Genomic DNA, 24,836 nt, shown 5'->3' on the forward strand with positions numbered 1-24,836 from the left:
ACCCCTCACGAACCCACGTTCTCCAGATCCAGCAGCTGCCGCTTGCGCTCCAGACCGGCGGCGTAGCCGGTGAGTGCTCCGTTCGCGCCGATCACCCGGTGGCAAGGGCGCACGACCAGCAACGGGTTCGAGCCGATCGCCGTACCCACGGCACGCACCGCGGCCCGCGACGCGCCGATCCGCGCGGCGATCTCGCCGTAGCTGGTCGTGGCCCCGTACGGGATGGTCTCCAGGGCCTTCCACACCCGCTGCTGGAAGTCGCTGCCGCCCGTGACGTACTCGATGTCGAAGTGGGTCAGCGTGCCGTCGAAGTAGGAGCGCAGCTGGGCGGCGATCTCGGCGAACGCCTGCGCGTCCTCGATCCAGTTGTCCTGGACGACGGCTCCGTGCTTCTGGCCGGGCATGGACAGCGAGGCCAGCGCCGTGCCGCCCCTCGCGGTGGCCGACTCGTCGCCCACGAGCAGCAGCTCGCCCAGGGGGCTGTCGATGGTCGTGTAGACCGTCATGGGAAGGGTCCTCTCAAGAGTGCTTCAAGCGCTGCCGGGATCGCTCCACCAGCAATTTTGCCGCTTGTCCGGCGCTCCGTCCGGCGGGAATCGGACACCGACCTGGCGCAGGACATGCGAAGGGCCGACGGCGCCGGCCGTCGGCCCTTCACACACTCGCTGCGAGGATCAGTGCTTGGTCAGCCGTACGGACAGCCCGTCGGCCGTGTACACCGGCACCGCCCGGTACCCGTCCGCCCGCACGTCGATCCGTCCGAACCGGCCCCGCAGCGCCGACGTCCGGATCACCGGAATCGTGGTCCCCGCGGCCGGCGGACGTTCGGTGTCCAGCCGCAGCGCGAGCGTGCTGCCCTGGCCCAGCAGCACCCGGCGGTCCACCTGGAGAGCGGGGGTGCGGCCCTCGCGGAGCGTCACCTCCAAGGTCGCGGACGCCTGCGCGTAGGCGCCGCGCACATGGGCGCTCGTCGCCGGAGTCACCCGCAGCGTGCCGCCCTCCACCTGGACGTCACCGTGTCCCAGCGCACTCGAGGAACCGGCGGTCAGTACGCCCTCCTCCAGCACCGTGCCGCCCGTGTGACGGTTGGCTCCCGTCAGGGTCAGCGAGCCGCTGCCGCGCTTGACCAGGCCTCCGCAGCCCGAGATGTCGTTGCGCCAGGTGTCGGCCGCGCCGAAGCCGCCGTCGGCGGCGTCCAGGGTGACGGTCACGTCCGAGTCGAACGCGCCGTACCCGTCGGCGGCGGCGAACAGGTTGAGGCGTCCCCACTGCTCGAAGCCGTCGAGCAGCACGTATCCGGAGGGAAGCGCGGTCGTCCGCAGCACCTCGCGGCGCTGCGCGGCGTCGAGGTAGGGGAGGCGCGTCTCCAGCAGGACCTCGGCCCCCTTGGGCACGGTCATGTCCTCGGAGCGGCCGTGCCGGGTCAGGACGTACGTCAGACGCGGCTCGAGCGCGCGGGCGTTGGCGGTCCGGTCGGCGTACGGGTCGGTGTCGACGCCGGCCGCGTGCGCGTAGGCGTACAGCGTGTCCGCCGTCGTACCGGTCTGCTGCTCGAAGTACGCGGCGGCCTGGGCGCGCGCCGCGGCCTTGAGGTCCGCGTACTGCGGATCGGCGAGCGTGGCGGCGGCCAGGGCCGTGGCCATGATCCGGCCGCCCATGACGTCGACGGGGGAGTGCATGCCCGCCATGATGCGGGTGTGGCTGAGCTCGAACGCGCGGGCCACCAGTTCCTGGAAGCGCTCCGGCACGGCGTACGCGTATGCCAGGGCCGCCAGGTGGAAGGCATTGGTGTGCCCGCTGGGGAAGCCGCCGTCGTCGGTCGGCGTCGTGCCGCGCTGCCACAGCAGTTGAGGGGCGACGATCACCTCGGAGTCGTAGACGGGGAAGCCGAGCGCGTCGACCTTGCCCGTGTCGACGACCTCGCTGTCCTCGTTCATGCGCCACGGACGCGGGTACTGGTAGGCGTACTTGGCCGGGTTGCCCGACGCGAACTGGCCACGCACCGTGTCGACCAGCTCGGCCACCTTGCCGAGCGCGGAGGTGTGCGAGCCCGCGCCGAGCGCGGAGCCGGCCGGGGCGTCGGCGGGCACCGCGTCGTTGATCTTCCCGGCGGGGGTGCCGTCGGGCGCGCTGTTGATCGACGTGACCGCCTGGGCACCCGACTTGTACAGATCGGCCAGTGGACCCAGGCCCGCGATCATCGCGTAACTCTGGTGCTGGCGGTCGTAGATGAACGCTTCCTTGGCCTGTGCGTCGGTGCGGGCGGCGGTGATCCGGGCGCAGTAGCGCATGTTGGCGCGCAGCACCTCGGGCAGCAGCGGCGTGCCGGTGTTCCAGGCGCCGCCGGTCTTCCAGACCTTGGCCATGCCGCCGAGGATCCGGACCACCGCGTTGGTCTCGGGCGTCAGGTTGGTCAGGACGTTCGTCGTGTAGTCGTCGACGAACGCGGAGGGGCCCGTGGCCGCCTTCGCGTCGGCGGCGGCGAGCCAGGTGACGACGGTCGGAGCGGCCAGCAGACCGGCCGACGCGCCGAGAGAGGTTGTGAGGAACCCCCGCCTGTTGACGGTGAGGTGACCGGCCGACGAAGTGGCGCGGTGCCCGGCTGGTGACGGCATGGGTGTGCCTCTCTTGAGCTCTTCGGCCGTGCGGCCGGCGGGAGGTCGTTCGATGGACCGGACGTCAGGGAGCACATGAGACGTGTCAGTCGCAGGTGTCCCGTGGCGAGGGTGTGTCCTACGAGCGAAGATCTACGGCCGAGTCATGTCGGGCCGGGTTTGGCTCGGCGTCCGAGGCGTGTCATACGAGTGAACGGGCCAGCGCCACCGCCCCCTCGACCGGTGGCACCTCGAGTGGCCTGGGCCGCGCTCCCGGAAGAGCTTCGGTGAGGGACGCCACGAAGGCGTCGTACAGGGCGGGTTGGGCGAGCGCGGTACCGCCCGCGACCACGACGTCGTCGACGGCGACCCCGCGTTCGGCGAGGCGCACGACGAGCGCGGCGAGCGATCGTCCGCCCTCGGCGATGACCCGGCGGGCGAGTGATGAGCCCGCCTCGGCGGCCGCGAACACGACCGGTGCGTGCCGCCCCCACTCGGCAGAGACATCCGTGGCGCCCTCCAACGCCGCGCCGAGCGCGGGCACTTCGCTCACCTCGAACGCGGCGATGAGTCCCCGGGCCAGCTCGTCCGGGTCCTCGCCCCGATCGTGCGCGGCCCACACGGCCCGCGCCGCCTCGCGGACGAGACCGGCCGAGCCGCCCTCGTCACCGAGCACCGCACCCCAGCCACCGACCTGAACGGGACTGCCGTCGACGAGCCGGCCCACCGCCACCGAACCGGTACCGGCGACCAGCCCGACCCCCTTGTCCAACCCGGCGGCGGGCACGAGGAGTTCGGCGTCGCCGACGACCAGCGCGGGCGCGTCGAAATGCAGTTGCAGTGCGGTACGTATCTGGGCGCACTGGCGAGGGGTCTCGCAGGCGTGCCCGCCCACGGCCAGGGCGGACGGGCGTGCGAAGGTCGGCACGGCGTCGGCGACCAGCTTGGCCAGCCAACCGGCGGCGGCCACGGGATCGTGCGGCCGCCAGCCACTGCTCGTCCGGACGTGGTCGGCGACAAGGCCGTCCCCCGCGTAGGCACGGAGATGCGCCTTGGTGCCACCCACGTCGATGCCGATCACGAGGGGCGTGAAGTCCTGCACGGAACCTCTTTCGTCGTTGCGCTGAGCTGCGACGGTGGGCGAACCGTGCCTTTGGTGAACAGGAGTTGGTGAGCTAGGGAAGCCCCGGGACGGGCCTCTGACGGAGCACGGCAGGCGAGTACCGTGAAGTTCGTTAGGAAGTTAACTAACGAAGTAGAGTGCGTCAAGAGGCATCGCGTACCCGACCACCGGGACCACCGTCCGGGCCGCCGCGTGGCGGGAACGTGTGATGCCGGGCATCCCATCGCCGCATCCCGTAGACACCCTCGTCCCGGGAGCGGCCCGTGACCTGTGGGAGAACTGTGGAACACGATGTGGCGGAAGCCCACCGCCTGACCGAGAGCGCGAGCGCGGTGTTCGCCGTGCTGGCCGGGGCGGGCAGCGCGACCCGGCCGCAGCTCGCGAGCCTGGCGGGCCTGTCCAAGCCGACGGTGTCCTCCGCCGTCGCGGAACTGGAGAGCGCCCGGCTCGCCGCCCACTCCGGCACCGCCTCCAGCGGCACGGGCCGGAACGCTGCCGTTTACCGCCTCGGACCGGCGGCCGGGGCCGTGCTCGCCGTCGATCTCGGCCCCGCCCACACCCGGGTGCGCGGCTGCGCCCTGGACGGCACCCTGCTCGCCGAGGCCACCGGCTCCCGGGCGGAGGCCGCCGACGCCGTACGCCAGGCCCTTGCCGCGCTGCCCGCGGGTGCTCCCCTGCGCACCATCGTCGTCGCCGTCGGCGACGTCACCGCGCGGGACCGGGAGGGCACCGGCATACGCCCCGCCACCGCCAAGGCCGGGCCCGTCTTCGACGCCATGGCCGTCTCGCTGCCGCCGGGCGTTCCGCTCCACCTCGAGAACAACGTCAACTGCGCCGCGCTCGCAGAGCTGCACGAGGGCGCCGCCCGAGGTCGCGACACCTTCGGCTATCTGCGGATCGGCGTGGGTATCGGCCTCGGTGTCGTCATCGGCGGTCAGGTGCTGCGCGGAGCGAACGGAGCCGCCGGAGAGGTGGCCCGGCTGCCCTACCCCTGGGACGCCGGCCGTGAGCCGCGCCGCGAGGCCCTGGAGGAGCACGTCGGCGCCCGCTCCCTCCTGCGGAGGGTCGCGGAGGCCTGGCAGGACGCCGACGGCCCGTGCCCCGGCACCACCGAGCGGCTCTTCGCCCTCGCGGGGGAGGGCTCGGCCACGGCCTGCGCCGTCGTCGGCCGCCATGCCGCCGACGTGGGCCGGCTCGCCGCCGCCGTGGCCGCCGTGCTGGATCCGGGACTGATCGTGCTGGGCGGCAGTACCGGCGCGGATCCGCAGATCCTGCCCGGTGTACGGGCCGAACTGGCGCGACTGAGCTGGCCCACCGAAGTGGTCAGCAGCACGCTCGGGGACCTGGGCACCGTCGTCGGCGCCGCCCGGCTCGCGGTCGCCCGGGGAGTCCAAACCGTGACCGAGACCGCGGGGGCGAAGGATTGACGGCCTCCGACTCGGTCTGCCAATGTCCGGACAAGCGCTTTCTAAGCCGGCCGGGACGCCGGCTTGGGGTGAGCGTCCCGGCCGTACGCGACGTACGGCAACCGCACGAGGGCGTGCTCGTGCGGCGACGGCCCTGGAGGCCGGGGATCCCACCCGTCAGGACGGCGCGGCCGGGCGAGGCCGTGCCCCCGGGAGGCGTATTCCGAGCACCATGCACCCGTGCCGCAGCGACCGGCCGGGAAATCTTTCACGCACATCCAGGGAGGACCCGGTGGGTCACCAGATCTCGCGCAGAACCCTCTTCCGCACCGCGAGCGGTCTCGCCGTCGCCGGCGCGCTCGGCAGCATCCTCAGCGCCTGTGGTGGAGGCACCGGAGCCGGTACCACCAGCGGCAAGCTGACCATGACGTGGTGGGGCAGCGACGACCGTCACAACGCCTATAAGAAGGCGCTCAAGTACTTCCAGGAGAAGAACTCCAAGATCAAGATCGAGGAGCGCTACCAGGGTTACGACGGCTATTTCGACAAGTTCAACACCAACGTCGCCGGCGGCAGCGCCCCCGACCTGCTCCAGATGGACACCGCGCTGGTCGCCCAGTACGCCCGTAAGGGAGTCCTCGCCCCGCTCGACTCCTACGTCGGCAAGACCCTGGACCTCACCGGCTTCTCCAAGACGCTCCTCGCCGCCGGCACCGTCGACGGCAAGCTGTACGGCGTCCCGTCCGGCATAGGCGTCAACCAGCTCACCGTCAACCGCAGTGGCCTGGAGAAGCTGGGTCTGAAGCTGCCGGACCGTGAGTGGACCTGGGCCGACCTGAAGAAGATCGCCCAGGACGTCTACAAGAAGAGCGGCGGCAAGATCTACGGCGTCGACGACGGCGGCGGCTCCACCCTCCAGTGCTTCGAGATCTTCGCCCGGGAGAAGGGCCAGACCTTCTTCTCCGACGACGGCAAGAAGCTCGGCTTCACCTCCGACACCCTTCAGGAGTGGTGGGAGTACTGGGCCGAGATGCGCAAGACCCACGCCTCGCCGCCGCCGGCGATCACCTCGGCCGCGCACAACGACCTCACCAAGAACGCGGTCGTCATCGGCAAGGCCCTGTTCACCTTCGACTCCGGCGTCTACGGCGCGGGCGGCTCCATCACCGACGCGCAGCTGGACTTCCTGCCCACCCCGCAGGGCGACTTCTCCGGCGCCCGCGAGGGCAACTTCGTCAACGGCGGTGTACTGCTGAGCGCCACCAAGGCCAGCAAGAAGGTCGCCGACTCCGTCAAGATCATGTCGTTCTTCGCGCAGGACGCGACGGCGATCAAGGACATGCAGTTGCTGCGCGGCATCCCGCCGACGGACAAGGCCCGCAAGCTCATCTCCTCGGGTCTGACCGAGACGGACAAGCTGAACATGGAGAACGCCGACTACATCTCCCAGCGCGTCTCGAAGGCGGCCAACGCCCTGCCCGCTCCGGTGCCCCCGCCGCAGGGCGCCGACCAGATCTGGGATCTGCTGTTCCAGGCCAACCTCGCCGTCGCCTTCGGCAAGAAGTCGATCAAGGCGGAGCTCGGCGAGTTCTTCGACCAGGCGGCCGGCGTCCTCGCGCAGTAGAGGCGCGGCGCATCCGAACATCGGGAGAGGGCCAGGGAGATGAGTATGACCACCGCGAAGACCGACGAGGTCGTGAAGGAGCCGCCGGCTCCGGCGACCCCGTCCGACCAGCGGGAGCGCGACCGCATGCGCCGCCGCCTCGCCCGACGGCGGGGCGGGGGGTGGTGGCCCTACCTCTTCCTGGCTCCCTGGTTCGTCGGCCTGTTCGGGTTGACGATCTACCCGATGCTCGACTCGCTGTACCTGTCCTTCACCAACTTCGACCTGCTCACCCCCGCCAAGTGGGTCGGCATGGACAACTACGACCGCATGTTCACCGACGACCCCGTCTTCTGGGACTCGGTGCACGCCACGCTCCTGTACGTCGTGGTCTCGGTGCCGCTGAAGCTCGCACTCGCCCTCGGTGTGGCGATGCTGCTCAACCGCGACCTGAAGGGCATCGGCCTCTACCGGGCTGCCTTCTACCTTCCCTCGCTACTCGGTGGGGCGGTGGCCGTCGCCATCGTGTGGCGGCAGGTCTTCGGCGGAGACGGCCTGTTCAACGACTTCCTCGCCTGGTTCGGCATCAAGGGCCAGGACTGGATCTCCAGCCCCGACACCGCGCTGTACACGCTGATCCTGCTGGCCATCTGGCAGTTCGGCACCCCGATGGTCATCTTCCTCGCCGGTCTGAAGCAGCTGCCCAAGGACGTCTACGAGGCGGCCGCGATCGACGGTGCCAGGCCCGTCACCCGGTTCTTCAAGATCACCCTGCCCCTGCTGACCCCGATCGTCTTCTTCAACGTCGTCCTGCAGATCATCGACGCGTTCAAGACGTTCACGCCCGCCTTCGTGATCAGCAACGGCTCGGGCGGACCGCTCAACTCGACCATGCTGTACTCCCTCTACCTGTACAAGAAGGGCTTCACGGACCTGCAGATGGGGTACGCCTCGGCGCTGGCCTGGGTGCTGTTCCTGGTCATCGCGGGCTTCACGGCGGTCAACTTCATCGCCAGCCGCTACTGGGTCCACTACGACGACTGAGCGAGGAGTCCTTCACCCCATGTCCGCCATCACCCCGTCCACGTCGCCGTTGCAGAAGCTCCGCTCGGCCACCGGCACCCGCCGCATCTTCATCCACACCGTGCTCATCGGTGTCGCGGTCGTCATGCTGTACCCGCTGCTGTGGATGCTGAGCAGCTCGCTCAAGCCCGACACCGAGATCTTCACCCACCCCGGGCTCATCCCGAACGCGCTGCGCCCGGACAACTACTCCGAGGGCTGGAGCGGCTCCGGCAACTCCTTCTCCCTCTACATCACCAACTCGCTGATCGTCACGATCGGCGCGGTGATCGGCAACGTGATCTCCTGCTCGCTGGCTGCCTACGCCTTCGCGCGCTTCGAGTTCCGCGGAAGGAAGATCTGGTTCGGCCTGATGCTCGGCACGCTGATGCTGCCCACACAGGCCGTCCTGATCCCGCAGTACACGATCTTCTACAACCTGACCTGGATCAACACCTACCTGCCGCTGATCGTGCCGAAGTTCCTCGCGGTGGACGCCTTCTTCATCTTCCTGATGGTTCAGTTCATCCGCTCCATCCCGCGCGAGCTGGACCAGGCGGCCATGATGGACGGTGCCAATCCCTTCCAGATCTACTGGAAGATCATCCTGCCGCTGATGAAGCCGGCTCTGGTCACCACCACGATCTTCACCTTCATCTGGACGTACGACGATTTCCTCCACCAACTCGTCTACCTCCAGCAGAACGACAAGTTCACCGTGCCCCTCGGCCTGACCCTGTTCCTCGACCAGACCAGCGGCTCCTCGTACGGCGCGATGTTCGCCATGTCGACACTCGCGCTCCTGCCCACGCTCATCTGCTTCCTCGTCTTCCAGAAGAGGCTGGTAGAGGGCCTGGCGACCTCCGGTATGAAGGGCTGAGAGCACGTGCATCTCCTTCACCAGCGCGGGCCGTTGCACGACCTGCCGGACACCCCGGAGGCCTACGACGCTGTCCTGGCCGACGTCGCCGAGCAGGCCCTGGCCCGGCTGACGCCGGAGGGCAACCTGGAACACCCCGACTGCCTGGACGACATCGGCGACACTTCGCTCGGGATCACGTCCCTGCTGGTGCTCGCCTGGCAACGCACCAGGGACCCGCGTCTGCCGGAGGCGGTGCAGCGCAGCCTCGCCTTCCATCTGCGCGAGCGGGTGTACCGGGACGACAACCCCGGCTACCCGAATCTGAAGGTGCGCAACTCCGGCCTCCCGTACGCCCGTTACGTCCTTCAGGCCGGGGCACACCCCATCGGTGACTGGCCGAGCACGGTGTGGGCGCTGCTCCAGGCGGTCAACGTCCTCGACACGGCGGACGGCCTGATCGACGAAGACCAGCGTGCGGAGCTGCTGGAGGTGGCGCGCGGCTACTGGCGCTGGCTGAGCGAGGCGACCTTCTTCAACCCGCAGGAGGCCGGCAACCAGGCCATCGGCTGCGTGGTCGGCGGACTGATGCTGGCGCGTCATCTGCCGTCGCCGCAGGGCGAGTCGGTCCGCTCGCGGGCCATCGGCCTGTACCTCGACGAGATCCGCGCCCACCGCGTCCGCGACCGGGGTGCCCTTCTGCCCCCCGAGCACGGCGGCGCCTACGACAACAACTACGGCCCGATCTCCCTCTCCTTCCTCGCCCAGGCCCACCGGGTCAGCGGTGAGGAGGTCTTCGCCGAGGACGGTGACGCGCTCGCCCGTTACATCGACGCCCGCCTCACGGGCGGCGGCTTCGACAACGGCGGCCCCCGCTACAGCGAGCAGCACTCCGGCTTCGAGTCGGTCCTGGGCCTGCGCTACTTCAGTGCCCGCATCGGCTCCGACCTGGGCCGCTACCGGGGCGACACCCGCTGGGGCCGGCACGCGGTCAAGGCCGACGGCGGGGTCGACGGCCACTTCGCCTGGATGCTGGTCTGGCAGATCCAGGACCAAACACGCTGGCACCGCACACCGTCCACCTCGGCCGCGCGCCACCAACTGCGCGCGGGCACGGTCTCGGTGGCCTTCGACGACCGGATGACCCCGTCGCTGGTCGAGGCCGCGGGCACGTACCACCTGCCCGCCGCGGTCAACCGCCAGCACGGCTTCGGACCGGTCGCCGACGGCTTCCTGCTGTGCCGCCCCATGGGCGAGGTCCGCGTACGCGACCTCCGTACCGACACGCTGACGGCCAAGCTGGTCACCAAGCCGGTCGTAGGCCGCGACCACGTCCTGCGCCACCTCAGGTCCCTGTACGTCACGGACGGCACGAGCCTGTGGGTGACGGTCGCCGTGGAACGGCTCGACGGGACTCCGTACCTGCTCGCCGGGCTGCCGTACGCCACGGACGACGGCGACCGGGTGCGCCGAACCGCGGAGTCCGACATGACGTCCGCCGGTGCACTGCGGTTGACGCACCCGCGGGCGGAGAGCGTGGACCACTTCGACGCGCGCTCGGAGACGACCCAGGAGCTGGCGGCCTTCGCCCTGGCGGCCGACCCGCGCGGCTACGGCAACCCGGACGACGGCTGGCGACACCTCGTCGCCTCCACGGCCCTCGAGGCGGACCCGGCTCCCGGCGCTCCGGAGGACCTGCACGTCTTCGCGGTGCGTTATGGCCCCGGCGGCTCCTTCACCCCCGCCTTCGAGCGGGACTCGGTCGAACTGACCATCCGCACCGAGGCGTTCACCGCACGGATCGGCGATCCCGCGGGCGATCCGCGAGGGGAACCCGAACTGGAGCTCCACCCTCGATGACCGCCGCATCGACGACCAGGTCGGCGCGCTCCCGTGTCGCGGCGACCAGGTCGGCGTTGCGCTGGTCCGTGCCGAGCACCCACGCCACCGCCGTGTCGTGGTCCTTGCCGAACTCCTCGTGCCGTGCGACCAGACGCCGTACGCGTTCGGCTTCGTCCAGCTCGCAGAACCAGACCTCGTCCAGCTGCGCCCGCGCGCGAGCCCAGGCGGCATCCCGAAGGAGCAGGTAGTTGCCCTCGGTGACAACAAGGCGGGCGGTGCGGGGCACGGGGACGGCACCCGCGATCGGTTGTTCCAGGGTCCGCTCGAAGCCGGGCGCGTAGACGAGGTCGTCCCCGTCCTCGCGCAGCCGGCGCAGCAGTGCCGCGTAGCCCGCCGTGTCGAACGTGTCGGGGGCACCCTTGCGGTCGCGGCGGCCCAGGCGGTCCAACTCGACGTCCGCGAGATGGAACCCGTCCATCGGCACATGGGCGACCCAGGCGGGCCCGGCAGCGTTCAGCCCGCTCACAAGGCGTTCGGCGAGCGTCGTCTTGCCCGCGCCCGGGCTGCCGGCGATACCGAGGAGGGCGCGCTGCCCCGGACGCACGAGCGATGCCGCGCGCTCCAGGAGATCGTCGAAGGTCATGCGGGCCCCGGTCTCCCCGGCTTCCTGTTCCGCTTCCACCGACGCCACTCCTACCGGCCGGCCCGCGGCATCCGCACGACCGCGGTCCCACCGTCCAGATCGACCGTCGTCCGGTTCGGCGGCGCTCCGTCCTCCGCGTCGTCCCGCATCAGCAGCGCCGACTGCCGTTCCTTGAGCTCGTTCTGCTTGCCCGGCGACAGACTCGCGTGCAGCTGCTCGAACCCGGTCGCGGATATCTGGCCCTGCCGCGCACTGTTCCGCCAGGGCAGCAGTCCTGCCCGCCCGGCCCGGAGCAGCAGCTGATCCGCGAAGGCCACCACGGTCAGCAGGATGACCAGGCCGGGCAGGGTCATGAAGACGGCGAATTGCATGGCCCCAGTATCCGTGTCGAGCAGTGGTTGAGAAGTCCCGGACGGGACGGGGCATGCATGGACCATGAACGACAATGACCAGGAACAGATCCGTACCCTGATCGAGCGCTGGGCCGCCGCCGTTCACCAGCGTGACCTCGACGGCGTGCTGGTGGACCACACGGACGACATCGTGATGTACGACGTGCCGCCGCCCTACGAAGGCGTACACGGCATCGACGCGTACCGCGACACCTGGCCGCCGTTCTTCGAGTGGCAGGCGCAGGGCGCGTCGTTCGAGATCGAGTCCCTCGATGTCACCGCGGGCGAGGACGTGGCGTACGCGCACGCCCTGCTGCGCTGCGGAACCGCGAAGGAGTTCGCCGAACAGCCCGACCTCCGCCTGCGGCTCACGCTCGGACTGCGCAAGGAACAAGGGCGTTGGAGGGTCGCCCACGAGCACCATTCGTATCCGCACGACTGATCCGACGCGATGCGGAGTGGCGCTCGCCCCCGCCACCCACTGGCCGCGGGCCCCCGGGGCACACTTCACGTATGACAGAGCTCGGTCTTCCCAAAGAAATCCAGGCCTGCCTCTTCGACCTCGACGGGGTCATCACCAAGACCGCCGTCGTCCACGCGGCGGCCTGGAAGCGGACGTTCGACGACTTTCTGCGGCAGCGCGACGGCGACGATTTCCGTCCCTTCGACGACGCCGCCGACTACGACGAGTACGTGGACGGACGCCCCCGCGCCGACGGCGTCCGCACCTTCCTCGCCTCGCGCGGCATCGAACTGCCCGAGGGAACGCCCGACGACCCACCCGACCGCACGACCGTCCAGGGCCTGGGCAACCGCAAGAACGACCTGCTGCTGGAGCTGATCCGCAGCGACGGCGTCGAGGCGTACGACAGCACGCTTCGTTACGTCGAAGCGGTGCGCGCGAGCGGGCTGCGGACCGCGGTCGTCTCCTCCAGCACCAACTGCCGCGACATCCTGCGCTCGGTCGGCGCCGAGTCCCTCTTCGACGTAACGATCGACGGCGTCGTCGCCGCCGAGCGACGATTGCCCGGCAAGCCGCACCCGGACACCTTCCTGGCCGCCGCGCGGGACCTCGGCGTCGAGGCCTCGGAAGCCGCCGTCTTCGAGGACGCGCTGGCCGGCATGGACGCGGGCCGCTCCGGCCACTTCGGGTACGTCGTCGGAGTCGACCGCGTCGGACAGGGCGCCGCCCTGCGCGCGCACGGCGCGGACATCGTCGTACGGGATCTGGCGGAACTGGGGGAGCGGGCGTGATCACCCACACGTCGTACGGCGTCGAGCCCTGGACCCTGCGCGAGAACGACCTCCACCTCGACCTCCTGCCGCAGAGCGAGTCCGTGTTCGCCCTCTCCAACGGCCATGTCGGCTGGCGCGGAAACCTCGACGAGGGCGAACCCCACGGCCTTCCGGGCTCCTATCTGAACGGCGTCCACGAAGTCCACCCGCTGCCCTACGCCGAGGCGGGATACGGCTACCCGGAGTCCGGCCAGACGGTCATCAACGTCACCAATGGCAAGATCATCCGTCTGCTGGTCGACGACGAGCCGTTCGACCTGCGCTACGGACGACTGCGCTCCCACGAACGCGTACTCGACCTGCGCACCGGCCTGCTCACCCGGACCTGCGAGTGGACCTCGCCGGCCGGCTCCACGGTCCGGGTGCGCTCCACCCGGCTGGTGTCCTTCACCCAGCGGGCGATCGCCGCCGTCGCGTACGAGGTGCAGGCCGTCGACGCCCGGGTCCGCGTGGTCGTGCAGTCGGAACTCGTGGCCAACGAGCAGTTGCCCGACCGCAACGGCGACCCGCGGGCCGCGGTCGCCCTGCAGGCGCCGCTGGAGGCGGAGGAGCACTTCGCGGCGGGTCGGCGGCTCCGGCTCGTGCACCGCACCCGGCGCAGTGGACTGCGGGTCGCCGCGGCCGCGGACCACGTCGTCCATGGGCCCGAGTCGACGACCACGAGCAGCGAGAGCGGCGACGACGTCGCCCGGCTCACCGTCACCTCGCTCCTGGCACCCGGCCAGAAGCTGCGTCTGGAGAAACTCGTCTCGTACGGCTGGTCGAGCACCCGGTCACTGCCCGCCGTACGCGATCAGGTCGACGCGGCGCTCGCGGCGGGCGAGCACGGCGGCTGGCAGGCGCTCGTCGACGAACAGCACGCCTATCTGGACGACTTCTGGGCGCGCGCCGACGTCGAGGTGGAGGGCGACGAGGAGATCCAGCAGGCCGTCCGCTTCGCCCTCTTCCACGTCCTGCAGGCCGGCGCCCGCGCCGAACAGCGCGCGATACCCGCCAAGGGGCTCACCGGCTCCGGATACGACGGCCACGCCTTCTGGGACACCGAGACCTTCGTCCTGCCCCTGCTCACCTACACCTCGCCCGGCGCCGTCGCCGAGGCACTGCGCTGGCGCCAGAACACCCTGCCCGCCGCACGCGAGCGGGCGGTCCAACTCGGCCTGCGGGGCGCCGCGTTCCCCTGGCGGACCATCGAGGGCTCGGAGGGCTCGGCGTACTGGCCCGCCGGCACGGCCGCCTTCCACGTGAACGCCGACATCGCCGACGCCGTGGTCCGCTACACAGCCGTCACCGGCGACGCGCGCTTCGAACGCGACACCGGGGTCGAGCTGCTGGTCGAGACGGCACGCCTGTGGCGCTCGCTCGGCCACCACGACCACCAGGGGAAGTTCCACATCGACGGGGTGACAGGACCCGACGAGTACAGCGCGGTCGCCGACGACAACACGTACACCAACCTCATGGCCCGTACGAACCTCCTGGCCGCCGCGGACATCGTCGAGCGTCACCCGCGGCGGGCCGCGGAACTGGGCGTCGACTCCGAGGAGAGCGCGACCTGGCGCGACGCCGCCGACGCCATGCACATCCCCTACAACGACGACCTCCGGGTCCACGAACAGCACGCCGGATTCACCCGCTACCAGCGCTGGGACTTCGCCGCCACCCGGCCCGACCAGTACCCGCTGATGCTGCACTTCCCGTACTTCGACATCTACCGCAAACAGGTCGTCAAGCAGGCCGACCTGGTACTCGCGATGTACAAGTGCAGCCCGTTCTTCGACGAGGAGCACAAGGCCCGCAACTTCGCCTACTACGAGCCCCTCACCGTCCGGGACTCCTCCCTGTCGGCCTGCTGCCAGGCCGTGATCGCGGTCGAGGCCGGCCATCCCGGTCTCGCCTACGACTACTTGGTGGAGGCCGCGCTCATGGATCTGGAGGACCTGGAACACAACACCCGCGACGGCCTGCATATCGCCTCGCTCGCCGGGACCTGGATGGCCCTGGTCGCCGGTTTCGGGGGCATGCGCCACCACGGCGACACCCTGGACTTCGCGCCCCGGCTGCCGGAGCGGTTCAGCCGCCTCGCCTTCTCCCTGGAACTCCTCGGCCGCCGTCTGCGCGTGGAGATCGAACCCGGCGTCGCCACGTACACGCTGGTTGCCGGAGAGCCCCTGGAGATCCGCCACTACCGTGAAACCGTCACCGTCGACGGCGACAAGCCCCGGGGCCTGCCCATCCCGGCCCAGAGGCTGCGCCCCGCCCCCGACCAGCCGCCGCACCGGCGGCCGAACCGTCAGGGGTGAGGCGCGGCGCGAGCGGTCAGTAGCCGGCGTCGTCGGGTGCGATGTCCTCGCTCCGCTCCACGGTCGCGGCGTTGTGCGGAGCGTCCTTGGCCGCCGGCTTGCCGCAGAACGCGGATTCCAGGGTGCGGTACATGGTGTTCAGCACAGCGGTGTTGTTGGAGGTGTTCGCCAGCGCGGTGAGGCTGCGCTTGCCGTCCTTCGAGGTGAAGGCGTACGAGTAGTAGCCCTGCACGGTGCCCGTGTGCCCGTACACCGAGACCCCGCACGACAGGTCACGGCGACGCAGTCCGAGACCGTAGCCCGTGGTGCTGTTGACCGTCGTCCACTTGCGCATCTGCGTCAGCTGGGCGGCGGACATGAGCTTTCCGCGGAGCAGAGCGGAGTAGAAGGTGTCCAGGTCATGCGCGGTGGAGATGATCGCGCCCGCGCTCTGCGCCCAGGACACCGTCTGCCGGGTGGCGTCCACCAGGGCGGCACCGGCCGTGTCGGGGGTCAGATAGCCGTTGGCGTGGCGGCCCGGGATCGCGGTGCCGGGGTGGACGTAGAAGGTCTCGGTGAGCTTCAGCGGCTTGAAGACGCGGTTCTGATATTCCGTGGCCACCAAGTGGCCGGTGAGCTTCTCGATGAGCATGCCCGCGACCACGAAATTGGTGTTCGAGTACGAATAGGCCGCGCCCGGAGCATTGGTGCGCGGCTTCTTCAACGACAGCTTCACCAGGTCCCGGTAGCCGAACACCTTGTTGCGGACGGACTCGAAGCCGGGGACCGTCTGGGCGAACATGTCGTTGGTGTAGTCGTACAGGCCGCTGCGGTGGCTCAGCACATGGCGCACGGTGATGGCGTTGTCGGGCAGCAGCCCGGGCAGATAGCTGTTGACCGACCGGTCCAGCTTCAGCTTGCCCTCGTCGACCAGTTGGAGCAGCACCACGGCGGAGAAGGTCTTGGTGATGCTGCCGACGCGGAACCGGTCGTTGGTGCTGATGGCCCGGCCGCCGGCCCGGTCGGCGACTCCCTCGGTCAGCCGGTGCACCCCGCCATTGTCGTCGATCCGCGCCATCGCGCCGGGGGCTCCCTGCGTCAGGGCCGTACGCAGTACCTTGCGCAGCCCCGCGTCGTCCGGCGGCGCCAACGCCCCGGCCGCCGCGACCTTTTCGGTGTCGGTGCCGCCGGTGCCCGCGGGTGCCGCGGCCTGCGCGGGGGCTGCCAGGAGGGACACCAGAACCGCGCCGAGCGCCGTACCCGTGCCCACCGTTCCTGAGACCATCTGATTTCTCTCCCGAGTTCCGTCTGCCGGTGTGCGTCCCCGGCACGAACCGCGCCGCGGATGCGGGCGTCGGCACCATCTCTACGCGCCGGAAGGGCGCGCGGGTTGCATTGCCCCGGGATGCATCAGAATCGGTGAATTCGAATCGGTGAATTGGCGGAAAGGCACTGCCGGGCAGCACGCATGGGTCAGCCGCCGAAGAGCTGCGTCCAGTACGTGCCCGCCTTGCCGCCTCCGGCGAGGCCGATGCCTATGTGGGTGAAGTCGGGCTTCAGGATGTTGGCGCGATGGCCGGGGCTGTTCATCCAGCCGCGGACGACCTCGGCGGGCGAGCGCTGCCCGCAGGCGATGTTCTCGCCGATGGTCCGGCGGGTGCTGCCAGCGGCGGCGGCCCTGTCCCAGGGCCGGCTGCCGTCGGGAGAGGTGTGGGAGTAGAAGGCGCGGGCCACCATGTCGGCGCTGTGCGCCTGGGCCGCGGTGGTGAGGAGGAGGTCGCCGGACAGGGGCGGCAAACCGGCCGTGGTCCGTTCGGCGTTGGTGAGCGCGATGACCTCATTCGCTGTCCGGGACAGCTCCGCGGGGCTGAAGGGCCGCGCCCACAGCGCCGTCCAGTACATGTCGCCGGAGCGGCCGTCGGCGACGTACGCCAGACCCGCCTGACTGAACACCGGGTCGCACAGCGTGCGCCGGGACTGCTCGGCGGAGAGGCAGTACTCCACGAACTCGCCCGGTGTGCGCGGGCCGGAGACCAGGTGCTCGCCGACGGTGAGATACGGGTATCCGGCCGAGGTGACCCGCTGGTAGACGGAGATGCCGTCCGGACTCTCGGAGCCGAGGAGTCCGCGAGCGGCCATGGCGGAGGCATGGGCCCGTGCGGCGGCCGTCAGCCGCGCGTCGAGCGACACGGGCGGGGAACCGGCCGCGGCGCGGGCGGAGTTCACCAGGCCGAGGAACCCGTCCGTGTCAGGCAATCCACCCGGCGCCGCACCCGGCATTCCGTCCGGCGGTGTACGTCGCGCAACGCCCGGCGCCGCACCTGGCGTGGCTCCCGGCGGAGTGCCCGGCATCGCGTCGTCCTCGGTGACCTCGACCCCGAAGTCCCGGGCGATGCCCGCCAGTCCGTCCGCGTACCCCTGGCCCAGGGCGCGGAGTTTCCAGGCGGTGCCGCGCCGGTACAGCTCGGCGAGCAGCAGCAGCGTCTCCCGCTGTGGTCGTGGCGGGGTGAACCGGGCGAGGTGACGACCGTCCGGTGCGCTGACGTGCAGGGTGGGCGCGGGCAGGTGACCCAGGGGCATCGCGGGGTCGGCGGGGCTGACGACCACGGTGACGCGGCTCGCGCCCGGCCGCAGCCTCGGTGGATCGATCGTCAGGTGCTCGCCCTGAAGTCGGGCGCCGGGCGCGGTCGGCTGGTTGTAGAACACGAAGTCGCCGTCTCCGCGCACCTTCCCGCTGTCATCGGTGATGAGTGCCGACACGTCGAAAGGGCCCGGCACCCTGAGGGTCAGGATGCCGCCCGGCAGGGGCATGTTGCCCCCGGGAACCAGCTCGCTCATGGTGCCGCCCGTCGACGTGGTGCTCGATACAGACGTCAACGTCCCGTCGGCGCACGCGGGTTCCCGTGTTCCGTGGCCAGCGGTTCCTTCGGTACGGCGCGCAGCGACCGCAGGGCCAGCAGCAGCACGCCGATGTCGTCGAGATAGACGGGGTCGGGCAGCAGGTCGGCCGGGAGCACGAGGTAGAGGACGGCGCCCCAGAAGACCCAGCGCGGCCCGGACGGCAGTCCGGCCCGCCGCAGGTCGCGGCGTGCGCGGACGAGCCGGACCAGAAGCGCGATCGCCACCGCGAGCGCGGCGGCACCCAGCGCCGCGACGACGAGGATCAACGTCCACGCTGTGGAATCCATGAGACCGTCCAGTCCGCTCGTCGGGCTGTTCGCTCTCCGTCTTCCCGCCCACGCCGTTTCCTATCGTGCCCGCTTGGGCCATTCGCGGGCATCGGCGCCTTAGTCTCCGTCCGGAGTGTCGCGGTGGCAGATCACGAAGTCGTCGAACACATGGCGTCCCGGCCGGTCGCCGACCGTCTCGATCGCCGCTCGGATGTCACGCAGTTGATCCGTCGTCATCTGCAGCGGCGGCTCGTCGGGCTGATAGGTGGTGCGCACCGGATAGTCCCGGCCCTGCTGCCGGGTCATTTCGATGTGGCATCCGAGGACGTGGGTGACCGGCCGGGTGGCACAGAAGTCGATCAGGCGGTCGATGGTGCGGGTGAAGGCCGGCCAGTCCTCGACGTACAGGCGGCCGGGATAGACCGTGTCGCCGGTGAGCAGGAACCCGGTCCAAGGGTCGAAGAACGTCACCGCCGCCTTGTGATGCCCCGGCGTCGCCAGGCATTCGAGGACGCGGCCACCCAGGTCGACCCGGGCGACGACCTCGGAATCGTCGCGGAAGCCGAAGAACTCCCATGCCCTGTCCAGGGCCCCGTCCACGACTCTGGTGCCGGGACGGTCGGTGAACTGACCGTCCCCCGCGATGTGGTCGCCGTGCGGATGCGTGTGCAGCACCAAGAGTTCGTAGCCGTCCCGGGGGTGTGCGGTCAGCCAGTCCTCCATCACCTCGTCGACCACGCGACGCAGCGGGAAGTACTCGGCCGATGCGGTGGCGCCGGTGTCGATCAGAACGGCTCGTTCCTCGCCGAACAGCAGGAACATGAAGGGCGCTTCGTAGTCGATCGCCATGTTCTGCCGAAGGATCACCGTGTGCGCGTCGTACGCGTGGACCTGGATGTCGGGATCGGTGTTGTGCTTGGCCGACGGCGAGCCGTGAATCCACCGTACGTCGAGGGTCCGCGCCGGTACGGATCCCCCGGCTTCCCCCGCTCCACCTGCGACAACATGCGGCGGCCTGTGCGTGTCCACGGCGACTCCTCGGTGACGGTCCTGCCGGAACCATCACACAGGCCCCGGGACCTCAGTTTCGCGCGGCGTTGCCGTCCGTCAGAGCGTGGGTCACCGCGCGGATGCTGCGGGCGATGTGCTGGAGCTGCATGACCTCGGCGGCGTACAGCTTGATGGTGTGCTCGATGACCCCTTCGTGCAGGCCGAGAGCGGGGAGTTCGGCCCGGGCGGTCTGCAGGGCGGTGCGGGCGACCCGTATCTCGTGCTGCACCTGGATCTGGGCGTGGCGGGCGAGGAGCACGGGGTGCTTGAGCAGGACGGGGTAGCTCGCGTAGCGGCTCGGCACGAGCTCGCGCAGCCATCTGACCGCGGATCGCTCCCAGTCGAAGCTGCCGGGGGTCTTGACCTGGCACGGCCAGTCCGAGGTGATCGGTGAGTATGTCAGGGCCATGTTCATCGCTTCCGGGTTACGTCGGCGGGAAAGGGTCGTGGGGGGTCTGGGGCGGCCCCGGTCTAGGGGATGACCGGGGCCGCCACCACGGGCGCTCGCGCAGGCGGGGCCCGTCTGAACACCCGGGACCCGATGCGGGTAGGAGCGGACGGTCCCGGGTGGTCGTCGGACGTGACCCGGAGGCCTCCTGGTCACGATCCGCGAGAAGTATTTATATATACCGCCGGATGCGCAAGAACATGAAAACATTCATGCGCGAATTGATGTGAATGATCCCGTGATGCCGTGGTGACAGGCGGTGCGGGGAAGGGCTTTCTGCAAGGGTCGCGCGGCAGCCCCCTACGGCCGCGGCCAGGGGACGCCGCCGCAGGAGGCACGCCTCAGCCGTTGAGGAAGCAGCCTCACCCTTTGACGAAGAAGGTCTCAGTCCTTGAGGAAGAACTGGTGCTGCTCGGCGACCTGCTCGTACTCCTCCAGGCGGGCCTGCGTCCGCTCCGGATCGGCGTCGGTCATGGCCTGCAGCAGCGCCGCCGACATCACGACCGGCGCCGCGTAGGAGTCGAAGACGAGGCGTGACCCGGTGCCGATGGTGAAGGTGACGTCGGCCTCGTCCGCCAGCGGTCCGAGCCCCAGGTCGGTGATCAGGGCCACCTGCAGCCCCGCGCTGCGCGCGACCCGCAGGGCCGTGAGCGTCTCCTGGGCGTGCCGCGGCATCCCGAAGGCCAGTACCCAGGTGCCGCCCGCCTCGCGCGACTGCAGCAGCGCGTCGTAGGCGACGCTGCCGCCCCGGGTCACCAGCCGTACGTCCGGGTGGATGCGCCGCGCGGCGTACGCGAAGTACTCGGCCAGCGACACGGAGATCCGCAGCCCGAGGACCGTCAGCGGCGTCGACTTCGACAGCGCCCGGCCGACACGGATCACCTCGTCCGGATCGGCGAAGTCCCGCCGCAGGTTCTCCAGGTTCTCGATCTCGGCGTCCACCGCCGCCTGCAGCTCGTTGCTCGTGGCCTCCGCGAGCGCGGGCGGCGTGCTGCCGAGGACGCTGAGCGCGATCGACTGGAGCCTCTCCCGTAGCGCGGGGTAACCACTGAAGCCGACCGCCGCCGCGAAACGGGTGACCGAGGGCTGGCTGACGCCGACGCGCTCCGCGAGATCCGTGATCGACAGGAACGCCGCCTCGGTGATGTGCTCGATCAGGTACTGGGCGATGCGCCGCTGTCCCGGGGAGAGCCGTGGTCCGTCGAACAGTTCCCTGAGCTGGGACGTGGGAGCCACGCTCGCCTCCGGAGCCTTCTTGCCCGAGGTGATCGCGGATGCCTGTGCGCGTGACTGCTGCGGCGATGGCACCGGTGCGCCTCCTTCATGTCCCACGAGCACTCAACATAGCTCACGGAACGTGTTGACCTGGGGGTGTCTCACCACACGTGGCATGCGCGCGAGGCCGTTTCACTCGCGCCTGCGGGGTACCCGCGACAACGCAAGGACTCGCCTGTTCGAAGGTGAGATCCCCGTGCGAGAGGGGAGAGGATTTCCATGAGCGCGCATCCGCTGCCCGGATCGCAGGTCCAGGTGGTGCTCAGCGACTGTTCGGCGGCCGACGCCGGGCACCTGTTCGCCGTCCTGTGCAGTCGCTTCGCCTCGGACCGGTGTGCCGAGGACGAGGTCCGAGAGGCCGAGGGCCACCACCCGACGGTGTGGACCGGCACCTTCGACACGGAGGACGCGCCCGAGAACGCGGCCATACCAACGGGCCGGCTCTCGGGACCGGTGACGGCGGAAGTACAGGGCACGCCCCACGCGGTGCAGCTCGTGCGGGAGACCCTGCGCGGGGCCTTCGCCGTGTCCGAACTGGGTGAAGACGCGGGAGACCAGGAGGTTCAGGTCCAACTGCGGCTGGAAGCTGTCCCGGCGCACGAGTCCGAGTCCGTGTGAACGCCGACGCGGTGACCCGGAGCGGTCGGCTCCGGGCCCGTCGGGCCGCGACGGGATCGGCCTTGGAGGGCGCGGCCAGGGCGGGGCTGGTCGCACGAGGCGCGATCTATCTACTGGTGGGCGCACTGGCGCTGCGGATCGCCTTCGGGGACGGCGGGCGCCAGGCGGACCGGAGCGGCGCGCTCGAAGAGATCTCGACGAAGCCCTTCGCGGCCGTCCTGCTGTGGGCCCTGGGCGCGGGACTAGTCGGTATGGCGCTGTGGCGGCTGTCCGAGGCGCTCTTCGGTGCGGCCGGACGGGACGGCGGTACCGCGCGGAAGCGACTGCTGTCGGCCGTGCGCTGTGTCTTCTACGCGTTTGTCGCCTACTCCGTGCTCTCCTTCGCCGCGGGCGCGGGCGCGGGCGGCACAGGCTCCAGCGACCGGCAGTCCCGGGATGTGACGGCCAGGGCGCTGGAGCGGCCGGGAGGTCAGTGGATCGTGGGCGCGGCGGGCGCCGCCACCGTCGTGGCGGGTGTCTGGATCGCCGCCCGAGCCGTGCTGCGCAAGTACCGCGACCAGCTGAAGCTCGGGGAAATGTCGCGGCGCGTGCGGCGAGCCGTCGACACGACGGGCGTGGCGGGCGGGGTCGCGCGCGGGCTGGTGTTCGCCGCGGCGGGGGCCTTCGCGGTGCGGGCCGCCGTCGACTACGAACCCGACAAGGCCAAGGGCGTGGACGACACGCTCCGCTCATTCACCGACACCCCGTTGGGCCCGTGGCTGCTGGCCTGTGTCGCCGTGGGGCTCGTCCTGTTCGGGACGTTCTCCTGCGCGATGGCGCGGTGGCGGAGGGTGTGAGAGGCGCGGTCTGAGCCACCGTGGCAGCCGGGCTGTACGAGGCCGGCCGAGGACTCCCAGGGGCGTGGTCCTGGTTCTGCGACGTGAATGGATTCCGATTTGGGTTGAACTCCACCCCGTTCAGGAAAAGTTGACGGCAAGCCATGGACGAAGCGTGGGGCGGGAGTTGAGGCGGTGAGGCCGCCTGTCCGTAGGAGCTCACACGGACAGGCGACGCCTGCGTGTCCGGCGAGGCCGCTCTCACCGCCTTCGCCGCCGTCGTTGCCTCGCCGACCGGCACCGCGCAGGCCGTCGCCTTCGCCGCCTCGCTCGGGCGTCTGGCGAGGGCCGAGATCACCGCCGTGCTGGGGGCGTCACGTTTCACTTTTGTGAGGTTCCCGGGGGGTGGGCGCCTACCGGACGAGCTCCCAGTCCTGCGAGCCGTCCGCGACCGCGTTCCGTAAGGTGAGCGCTGCCCCGTCGGATGCACCGGTCAAGTACAGACTCGTGTTCTTGGCTGCTTGCAATGTGTAGAACCCGTCGTCGGTCTTGATGAGGTTCCAGCTGCCGGTGGCGCTGTCGTCGACCCATTGGCCGATCTTCTGGCCGGCCGTCGCGTTGCCTGTCCAGATGGCTGCGGCGCGTCCGCCCGACTTGTTGAGTAGCGTCACGCCGCCCTTGGGTGAGGTCACCACGTGCCAGTACTGGGTGTCCGTGTTGGTCGCCGAGCCGGGGTCCTCCAGGACGACGTCAGGGCGTCCCCGTTGCCGATGTTCGCGTCGTTGGTGTTGTTTCCGGTGCCGATCACCTGGTCGGTCTTCCGGTTGACCAGCTGGTAGTAGGCGCCGTCCGAGTGACCGAGATCGACCTCGGCGTACGCGAGCGTCGATGTGCCCTGGTTGCGGAGGATCGCGATGCGGCCGGTGCCCTCGACGTACTGCAGATTGCGGCTGTATCCGGGTCCCAGGGTCGTCTGGTATTCCTTCCACGCGCCGTTGCTGCGTCCGCTCTCGTTGACCCAGACGTTGCCGCTGCCGGCGGCGTTGTAGACCAGGCGTCCACCGGGAAGCCTGATGATGACCGGACTGCCCCCGGTGGCGAGGGCACGGGAGCCGGCGTCGATCGGCAATGAGATGATGGACTCGCCCGTGGGGGAGCCGCGGTAGAACTCCAACGGGTTGTCGGCGAGCGTGTACCTGGTGTTGGCTCCGCCGCCCCAGTACTCGTAGGTCAGGAGCCACTTGCCGTCCGTCGTCCGGACGACGTTCGTCATGCCCGGCCGCCCGCCGCCGATCTCCGTCTTCCCGCCTCCCATGTCCTGGGTCAGTCCCGCGAGGTCGACGACGGGCGCGCTCCACGTCGCGCTGCGGCCGTCCCAGGTCTTGTGGGCGAGGATCTGGCCGTGCGAATCCGGGGCGGTGTCGTTCGCGGGGTCCAGTGTCGGGACGCCGGTGGCCGGATCGAAGCCGGTGTAGTCGTTCTCGTCCGAGTAGTAGCAGACGAGCTTGCCCTTGTAGACCGTCAGGTACGGCTCCCAGAGGGGATCCACCTGCTTGTTCGTGTTCGCGCCCGCGATGTTCTGGCCGGTCGCGCCCGCGCTGCCGCCCTGCCAGCCGCCTGTCGCGACGACGTTGACGACCTTCCACGTCGTGCCGTCGTCGGTGCTGGAGTACAGGGCGATCGCCAGATCCTTGCGGTCTCCGTCGTTGGCCGGCGTCCAGTTCGGATCGGCTGCCTTGTGCTCGCGGTAGTAGTAGTCGTCGCCGGACACGACACTCGCGAGGAGGAGCGTGCCCTGCTTCAGGTTCCCGACATCTTGCGGAAGCGTGTAGAGGTACGGGTTCGTCCAGTTGCTCGTGTACCTCGCGTACGTGGGGTCGCTGGAGAGGTACGCCGGAGCCTTGACCTGCGACAGCGGCTGCCACGTCGTTGCGTGGTCGTCGCTCTTGTGGACCGGGAGGGTCTGTCCGTCGGCGCTGCCCGTCTCCGGTACGACAGTGGACTTCTCGAACGACGCGACCAGGCGTCCGCTCGGCAGCTGGGCCGACTTCGGGTAGATCGCGCAGTTGCCCCGCCCTTTCAGGCACGGTTCGTTTCCGAGCTGGTAAAGGATCCCGCCGGTCGGGTTGTATGCCTGCGCACTGCCCATGGGTATCGCCAGCATCGCGGATGCCGCGATGAAGGTTCCCAGCGCTCTCGCCGGCCTTCCTGTCTGCATAGCTTCTCCTTCGGGGACGACCGCGGTGATGCTCGGGTTCTTCGGTCACCGTTGCGGTGACGAGGTCTGCGGGTTTCGCGCTTCGTCGGCTCGGCAATCTGCTCAGGCGCTCAGCTGACGCGGTGCTCCGTCCCGTGCTGGGC

The 24,836-nt window shown here is 70.1% G+C and carries 21 protein-coding genes and 1 pseudogene; 10 read left to right on the forward strand and 12 right to left on the reverse strand.

What is annotated here, in order from left to right; genetic code table 11:
• Window positions 1-5: 5 nt before the first annotated feature.
• The 3 genes from AB5J53_RS46430 to AB5J53_RS46440 all read right to left on the reverse strand — a co-directional run bounded on the left by AB5J53_RS46430 (window position 6) and on the right by AB5J53_RS46440 (window position 3,696).
• Window positions 6-506: a methylated-DNA--[protein]-cysteine S-methyltransferase gene (locus AB5J53_RS46430; protein ID WP_369251594.1), complete on the reverse strand. Its 501-nt coding sequence runs from the start codon at window positions 504-506 to the stop codon at window positions 6-8.
• 168 nt (window positions 507-674) lie between these two features.
• A complete protein-coding gene (locus AB5J53_RS46435) occupies window positions 675-2,615 on the reverse strand; it encodes a phosphatase PAP2 family protein (protein WP_369251595.1) in 1,941 nt (646 codons plus the stop codon).
• Window positions 2,616-2,796: 181 nt separating this feature from the next.
• Window positions 2,797-3,696 carry an N-acetylglucosamine kinase gene (locus AB5J53_RS46440; protein WP_369251596.1) on the reverse strand — a complete coding sequence of 300 codons (900 nt, stop codon included), beginning with the start codon at window positions 3,694-3,696 and terminating at the stop codon, window positions 2,797-2,799.
• A gap of 314 nt (window positions 3,697-4,010) precedes the next feature.
• Here AB5J53_RS46440 and AB5J53_RS46445 point away from each other — a divergent pair, with 314 nt between their 5' ends.
• From AB5J53_RS46445 to AB5J53_RS46465, 5 genes are all read left to right on the forward strand, one after another.
• Window positions 4,011-5,144: an ROK family transcriptional regulator gene (locus tag AB5J53_RS46445; RefSeq protein ID WP_369251597.1), complete on the forward strand. Its 1,134-nt coding sequence runs from the start codon at window positions 4,011-4,013 to the stop codon at window positions 5,142-5,144.
• Between the two features lie 271 nt (window positions 5,145-5,415).
• Complete coding sequence (locus AB5J53_RS46450; RefSeq protein WP_369251598.1) at window positions 5,416-6,747, forward strand: ABC transporter substrate-binding protein; 1,332 nt, start codon at window positions 5,416-5,418, stop codon at window positions 6,745-6,747.
• A 45-nt stretch (window positions 6,748-6,792) separates the two neighbouring features.
• The gene (locus tag AB5J53_RS46455) at window positions 6,793-7,770 is read left to right on the forward strand and encodes a carbohydrate ABC transporter permease (protein WP_369251599.1); all 978 of its coding nucleotides are present in this window, start codon (window positions 6,793-6,795) and stop codon (window positions 7,768-7,770) included.
• Between the two features lie 19 nt (window positions 7,771-7,789).
• Complete coding sequence (locus AB5J53_RS46460; RefSeq protein WP_369251600.1) at window positions 7,790-8,668, forward strand: carbohydrate ABC transporter permease; 879 nt, start codon at window positions 7,790-7,792, stop codon at window positions 8,666-8,668.
• Window positions 8,669-8,674: 6 nt separating this feature from the next.
• Entirely contained in the window at window positions 8,675-10,507 is a 1,833-nt protein-coding gene (locus tag AB5J53_RS46465) for a hypothetical protein (RefSeq protein ID WP_369251601.1), read from the forward strand.
• On the opposite strand, the gene AB5J53_RS46470 is transcribed toward AB5J53_RS46465, so the two are convergent.
• Together AB5J53_RS46470 and AB5J53_RS46475 are read right to left on the reverse strand one after the other, a co-directional pair.
• Entirely contained in the window at window positions 10,437-11,132 is a 696-nt protein-coding gene (locus AB5J53_RS46470) for a nucleoside/nucleotide kinase family protein (RefSeq protein ID WP_369252897.1), read from the reverse strand. The genes AB5J53_RS46465 and AB5J53_RS46470 overlap by 71 nt on opposite strands.
• A 50-nt stretch (window positions 11,133-11,182) precedes the next feature.
• Window positions 11,183-11,503, reverse strand: coding sequence for a DUF6191 domain-containing protein (locus AB5J53_RS46475; protein WP_369251602.1), 321 nt, complete (start codon window positions 11,501-11,503; stop codon window positions 11,183-11,185).
• 64 nt (window positions 11,504-11,567) lie between these two features.
• Here AB5J53_RS46475 and AB5J53_RS46480 point away from each other — a divergent pair, with 64 nt between their 5' ends.
• The 3 genes from AB5J53_RS46480 to AB5J53_RS46490 all read left to right on the forward strand — a co-directional run bounded on the left by AB5J53_RS46480 (window position 11,568) and on the right by AB5J53_RS46490 (window position 15,120).
• Window positions 11,568-11,966 (forward strand): SgcJ/EcaC family oxidoreductase, encoded by a 399-nt coding sequence (locus AB5J53_RS46480; protein WP_369251603.1) that lies wholly within the window; start codon window positions 11,568-11,570, stop codon window positions 11,964-11,966.
• Window positions 11,967-12,037: 71 nt separating this feature from the next.
• On the forward strand, window positions 12,038-12,778 hold the full coding sequence (locus AB5J53_RS46485; protein WP_369251604.1) for an HAD family hydrolase: 741 nt from the start codon (window positions 12,038-12,040) through the stop codon (window positions 12,776-12,778).
• The gene (locus tag AB5J53_RS46490; protein WP_369251605.1) at window positions 12,775-15,120 is read left to right on the forward strand and encodes a glycoside hydrolase family 65 protein; all 2,346 of its coding nucleotides are present in this window, start codon (window positions 12,775-12,777) and stop codon (window positions 15,118-15,120) included. The genes AB5J53_RS46485 and AB5J53_RS46490 overlap by 4 nt, the downstream gene beginning before the upstream one ends.
• Window positions 15,121-15,136: 16 nt before the next feature.
• Here the strand turns inward: AB5J53_RS46490 and AB5J53_RS46495 are convergent, their stop codons facing one another.
• The 6 genes from AB5J53_RS46495 to AB5J53_RS46520 form a co-directional block, all read right to left on the reverse strand.
• Window positions 15,137-16,384, reverse strand: coding sequence for a serine hydrolase domain-containing protein (locus AB5J53_RS46495; RefSeq protein WP_369251606.1), 1,248 nt, complete (start codon window positions 16,382-16,384; stop codon window positions 15,137-15,139).
• Between the two features lie 188 nt (window positions 16,385-16,572).
• On the reverse strand, window positions 16,573-17,937 hold the full coding sequence (locus AB5J53_RS46500; RefSeq protein WP_369251607.1) for a CAP domain-containing protein: 1,365 nt from the start codon (window positions 17,935-17,937) through the stop codon (window positions 16,573-16,575).
• Between the two features lie 35 nt (window positions 17,938-17,972).
• Window positions 17,973-18,287 (reverse strand): DUF1232 domain-containing protein, encoded by a 315-nt coding sequence (locus AB5J53_RS46505; protein WP_369251608.1) that lies wholly within the window; start codon window positions 18,285-18,287, stop codon window positions 17,973-17,975.
• A gap of 99 nt (window positions 18,288-18,386) precedes the next feature.
• Entirely contained in the window at window positions 18,387-19,298 is a 912-nt protein-coding gene (locus tag AB5J53_RS46510; protein ID WP_369251609.1) for an MBL fold metallo-hydrolase, read from the reverse strand.
• A gap of 52 nt (window positions 19,299-19,350) precedes the next feature.
• Window positions 19,351-19,728: a hypothetical protein gene (locus tag AB5J53_RS46515; RefSeq protein WP_369251610.1), complete on the reverse strand. Its 378-nt coding sequence runs from the start codon at window positions 19,726-19,728 to the stop codon at window positions 19,351-19,353.
• A gap of 423 nt (window positions 19,729-20,151) precedes the next feature.
• Window positions 20,152-21,075, reverse strand: coding sequence for a MurR/RpiR family transcriptional regulator (locus AB5J53_RS46520; protein ID WP_369251611.1), 924 nt, complete (start codon window positions 21,073-21,075; stop codon window positions 20,152-20,154).
• A gap of 186 nt (window positions 21,076-21,261) precedes the next feature.
• On the opposite strand from AB5J53_RS46520, the gene AB5J53_RS46525 reads away from it, so the two are divergent.
• Together AB5J53_RS46525 and AB5J53_RS46530 are read left to right on the forward strand one after the other, a co-directional pair.
• Window positions 21,262-21,660, forward strand: coding sequence for a hypothetical protein (locus AB5J53_RS46525; RefSeq protein WP_369251612.1), 399 nt, complete (start codon window positions 21,262-21,264; stop codon window positions 21,658-21,660).
• Window positions 21,657-22,496, forward strand: coding sequence for a DUF1206 domain-containing protein (locus AB5J53_RS46530; RefSeq protein ID WP_369251613.1), 840 nt, complete (start codon window positions 21,657-21,659; stop codon window positions 22,494-22,496). The genes AB5J53_RS46525 and AB5J53_RS46530 overlap by 4 nt, the downstream gene beginning before the upstream one ends.
• A gap of 392 nt (window positions 22,497-22,888) precedes the next feature.
• Here AB5J53_RS46530 and AB5J53_RS46535 read toward each other — a convergent pair.
• Window positions 22,889-24,639, reverse strand: a pseudogene (locus tag AB5J53_RS46535) (RICIN domain-containing protein).
• Window positions 24,640-24,836: the final 197 nt, after the last annotated feature.

The organism is Streptomyces sp. R41 (genome assembly GCF_041053055.1).
Lineage (GTDB): Bacteria > Actinomycetota > Actinomycetes > Streptomycetales > Streptomycetaceae > Streptomyces.

What these genes read in the sequence shown, in the direction of transcription:
- AB5J53_RS46430 (WP_369251594.1), bottom strand. Translation starts at nt 506, where the DNA reads ATGACGGTCTACACGACCATCGACAGCCCCCTGGGCGAGCTGCTGCTC.
- AB5J53_RS46435 (WP_369251595.1), bottom strand. Translation starts at nt 2,615, where the DNA reads ATGCCGTCACCAGCCGGGCACCGCGCCACTTCGTCGGCCGGTCACCTC.
- AB5J53_RS46455 (WP_369251599.1), top strand. Translation starts at nt 6,793, where the DNA reads ATGACCACCGCGAAGACCGACGAGGTCGTGAAGGAGCCGCCGGCTCCG.
- AB5J53_RS46460 (WP_369251600.1), top strand. Translation starts at nt 7,790, where the DNA reads ATGTCCGCCATCACCCCGTCCACGTCGCCGTTGCAGAAGCTCCGCTCG.
- AB5J53_RS46470 (WP_369252897.1), bottom strand. Translation starts at nt 11,132, where the DNA reads ATGACCTTCGACGATCTCCTGGAGCGCGCGGCATCGCTCGTGCGTCCG.
- AB5J53_RS46475 (WP_369251602.1), bottom strand. Translation starts at nt 11,503, where the DNA reads ATGCAATTCGCCGTCTTCATGACCCTGCCCGGCCTGGTCATCCTGCTG.
- AB5J53_RS46480 (WP_369251603.1), top strand. Translation starts at nt 11,568, where the DNA reads ATGAACGACAATGACCAGGAACAGATCCGTACCCTGATCGAGCGCTGG.
- AB5J53_RS46485 (WP_369251604.1), top strand. Translation starts at nt 12,038, where the DNA reads ATGACAGAGCTCGGTCTTCCCAAAGAAATCCAGGCCTGCCTCTTCGAC.
- AB5J53_RS46495 (WP_369251606.1), bottom strand. Translation starts at nt 16,384, where the DNA reads ATGGTCTCAGGAACGGTGGGCACGGGTACGGCGCTCGGCGCGGTTCTG.
- AB5J53_RS46500 (WP_369251607.1), bottom strand. Translation starts at nt 17,937, where the DNA reads ATGAGCGAGCTGGTTCCCGGGGGCAACATGCCCCTGCCGGGCGGCATC.
- AB5J53_RS46505 (WP_369251608.1), bottom strand. Translation starts at nt 18,287, where the DNA reads ATGGATTCCACAGCGTGGACGTTGATCCTCGTCGTCGCGGCGCTGGGT.
- AB5J53_RS46515 (WP_369251610.1), bottom strand. Translation starts at nt 19,728, where the DNA reads ATGGCCCTGACATACTCACCGATCACCTCGGACTGGCCGTGCCAGGTC.
- AB5J53_RS46525 (WP_369251612.1), top strand. Translation starts at nt 21,262, where the DNA reads ATGAGCGCGCATCCGCTGCCCGGATCGCAGGTCCAGGTGGTGCTCAGC.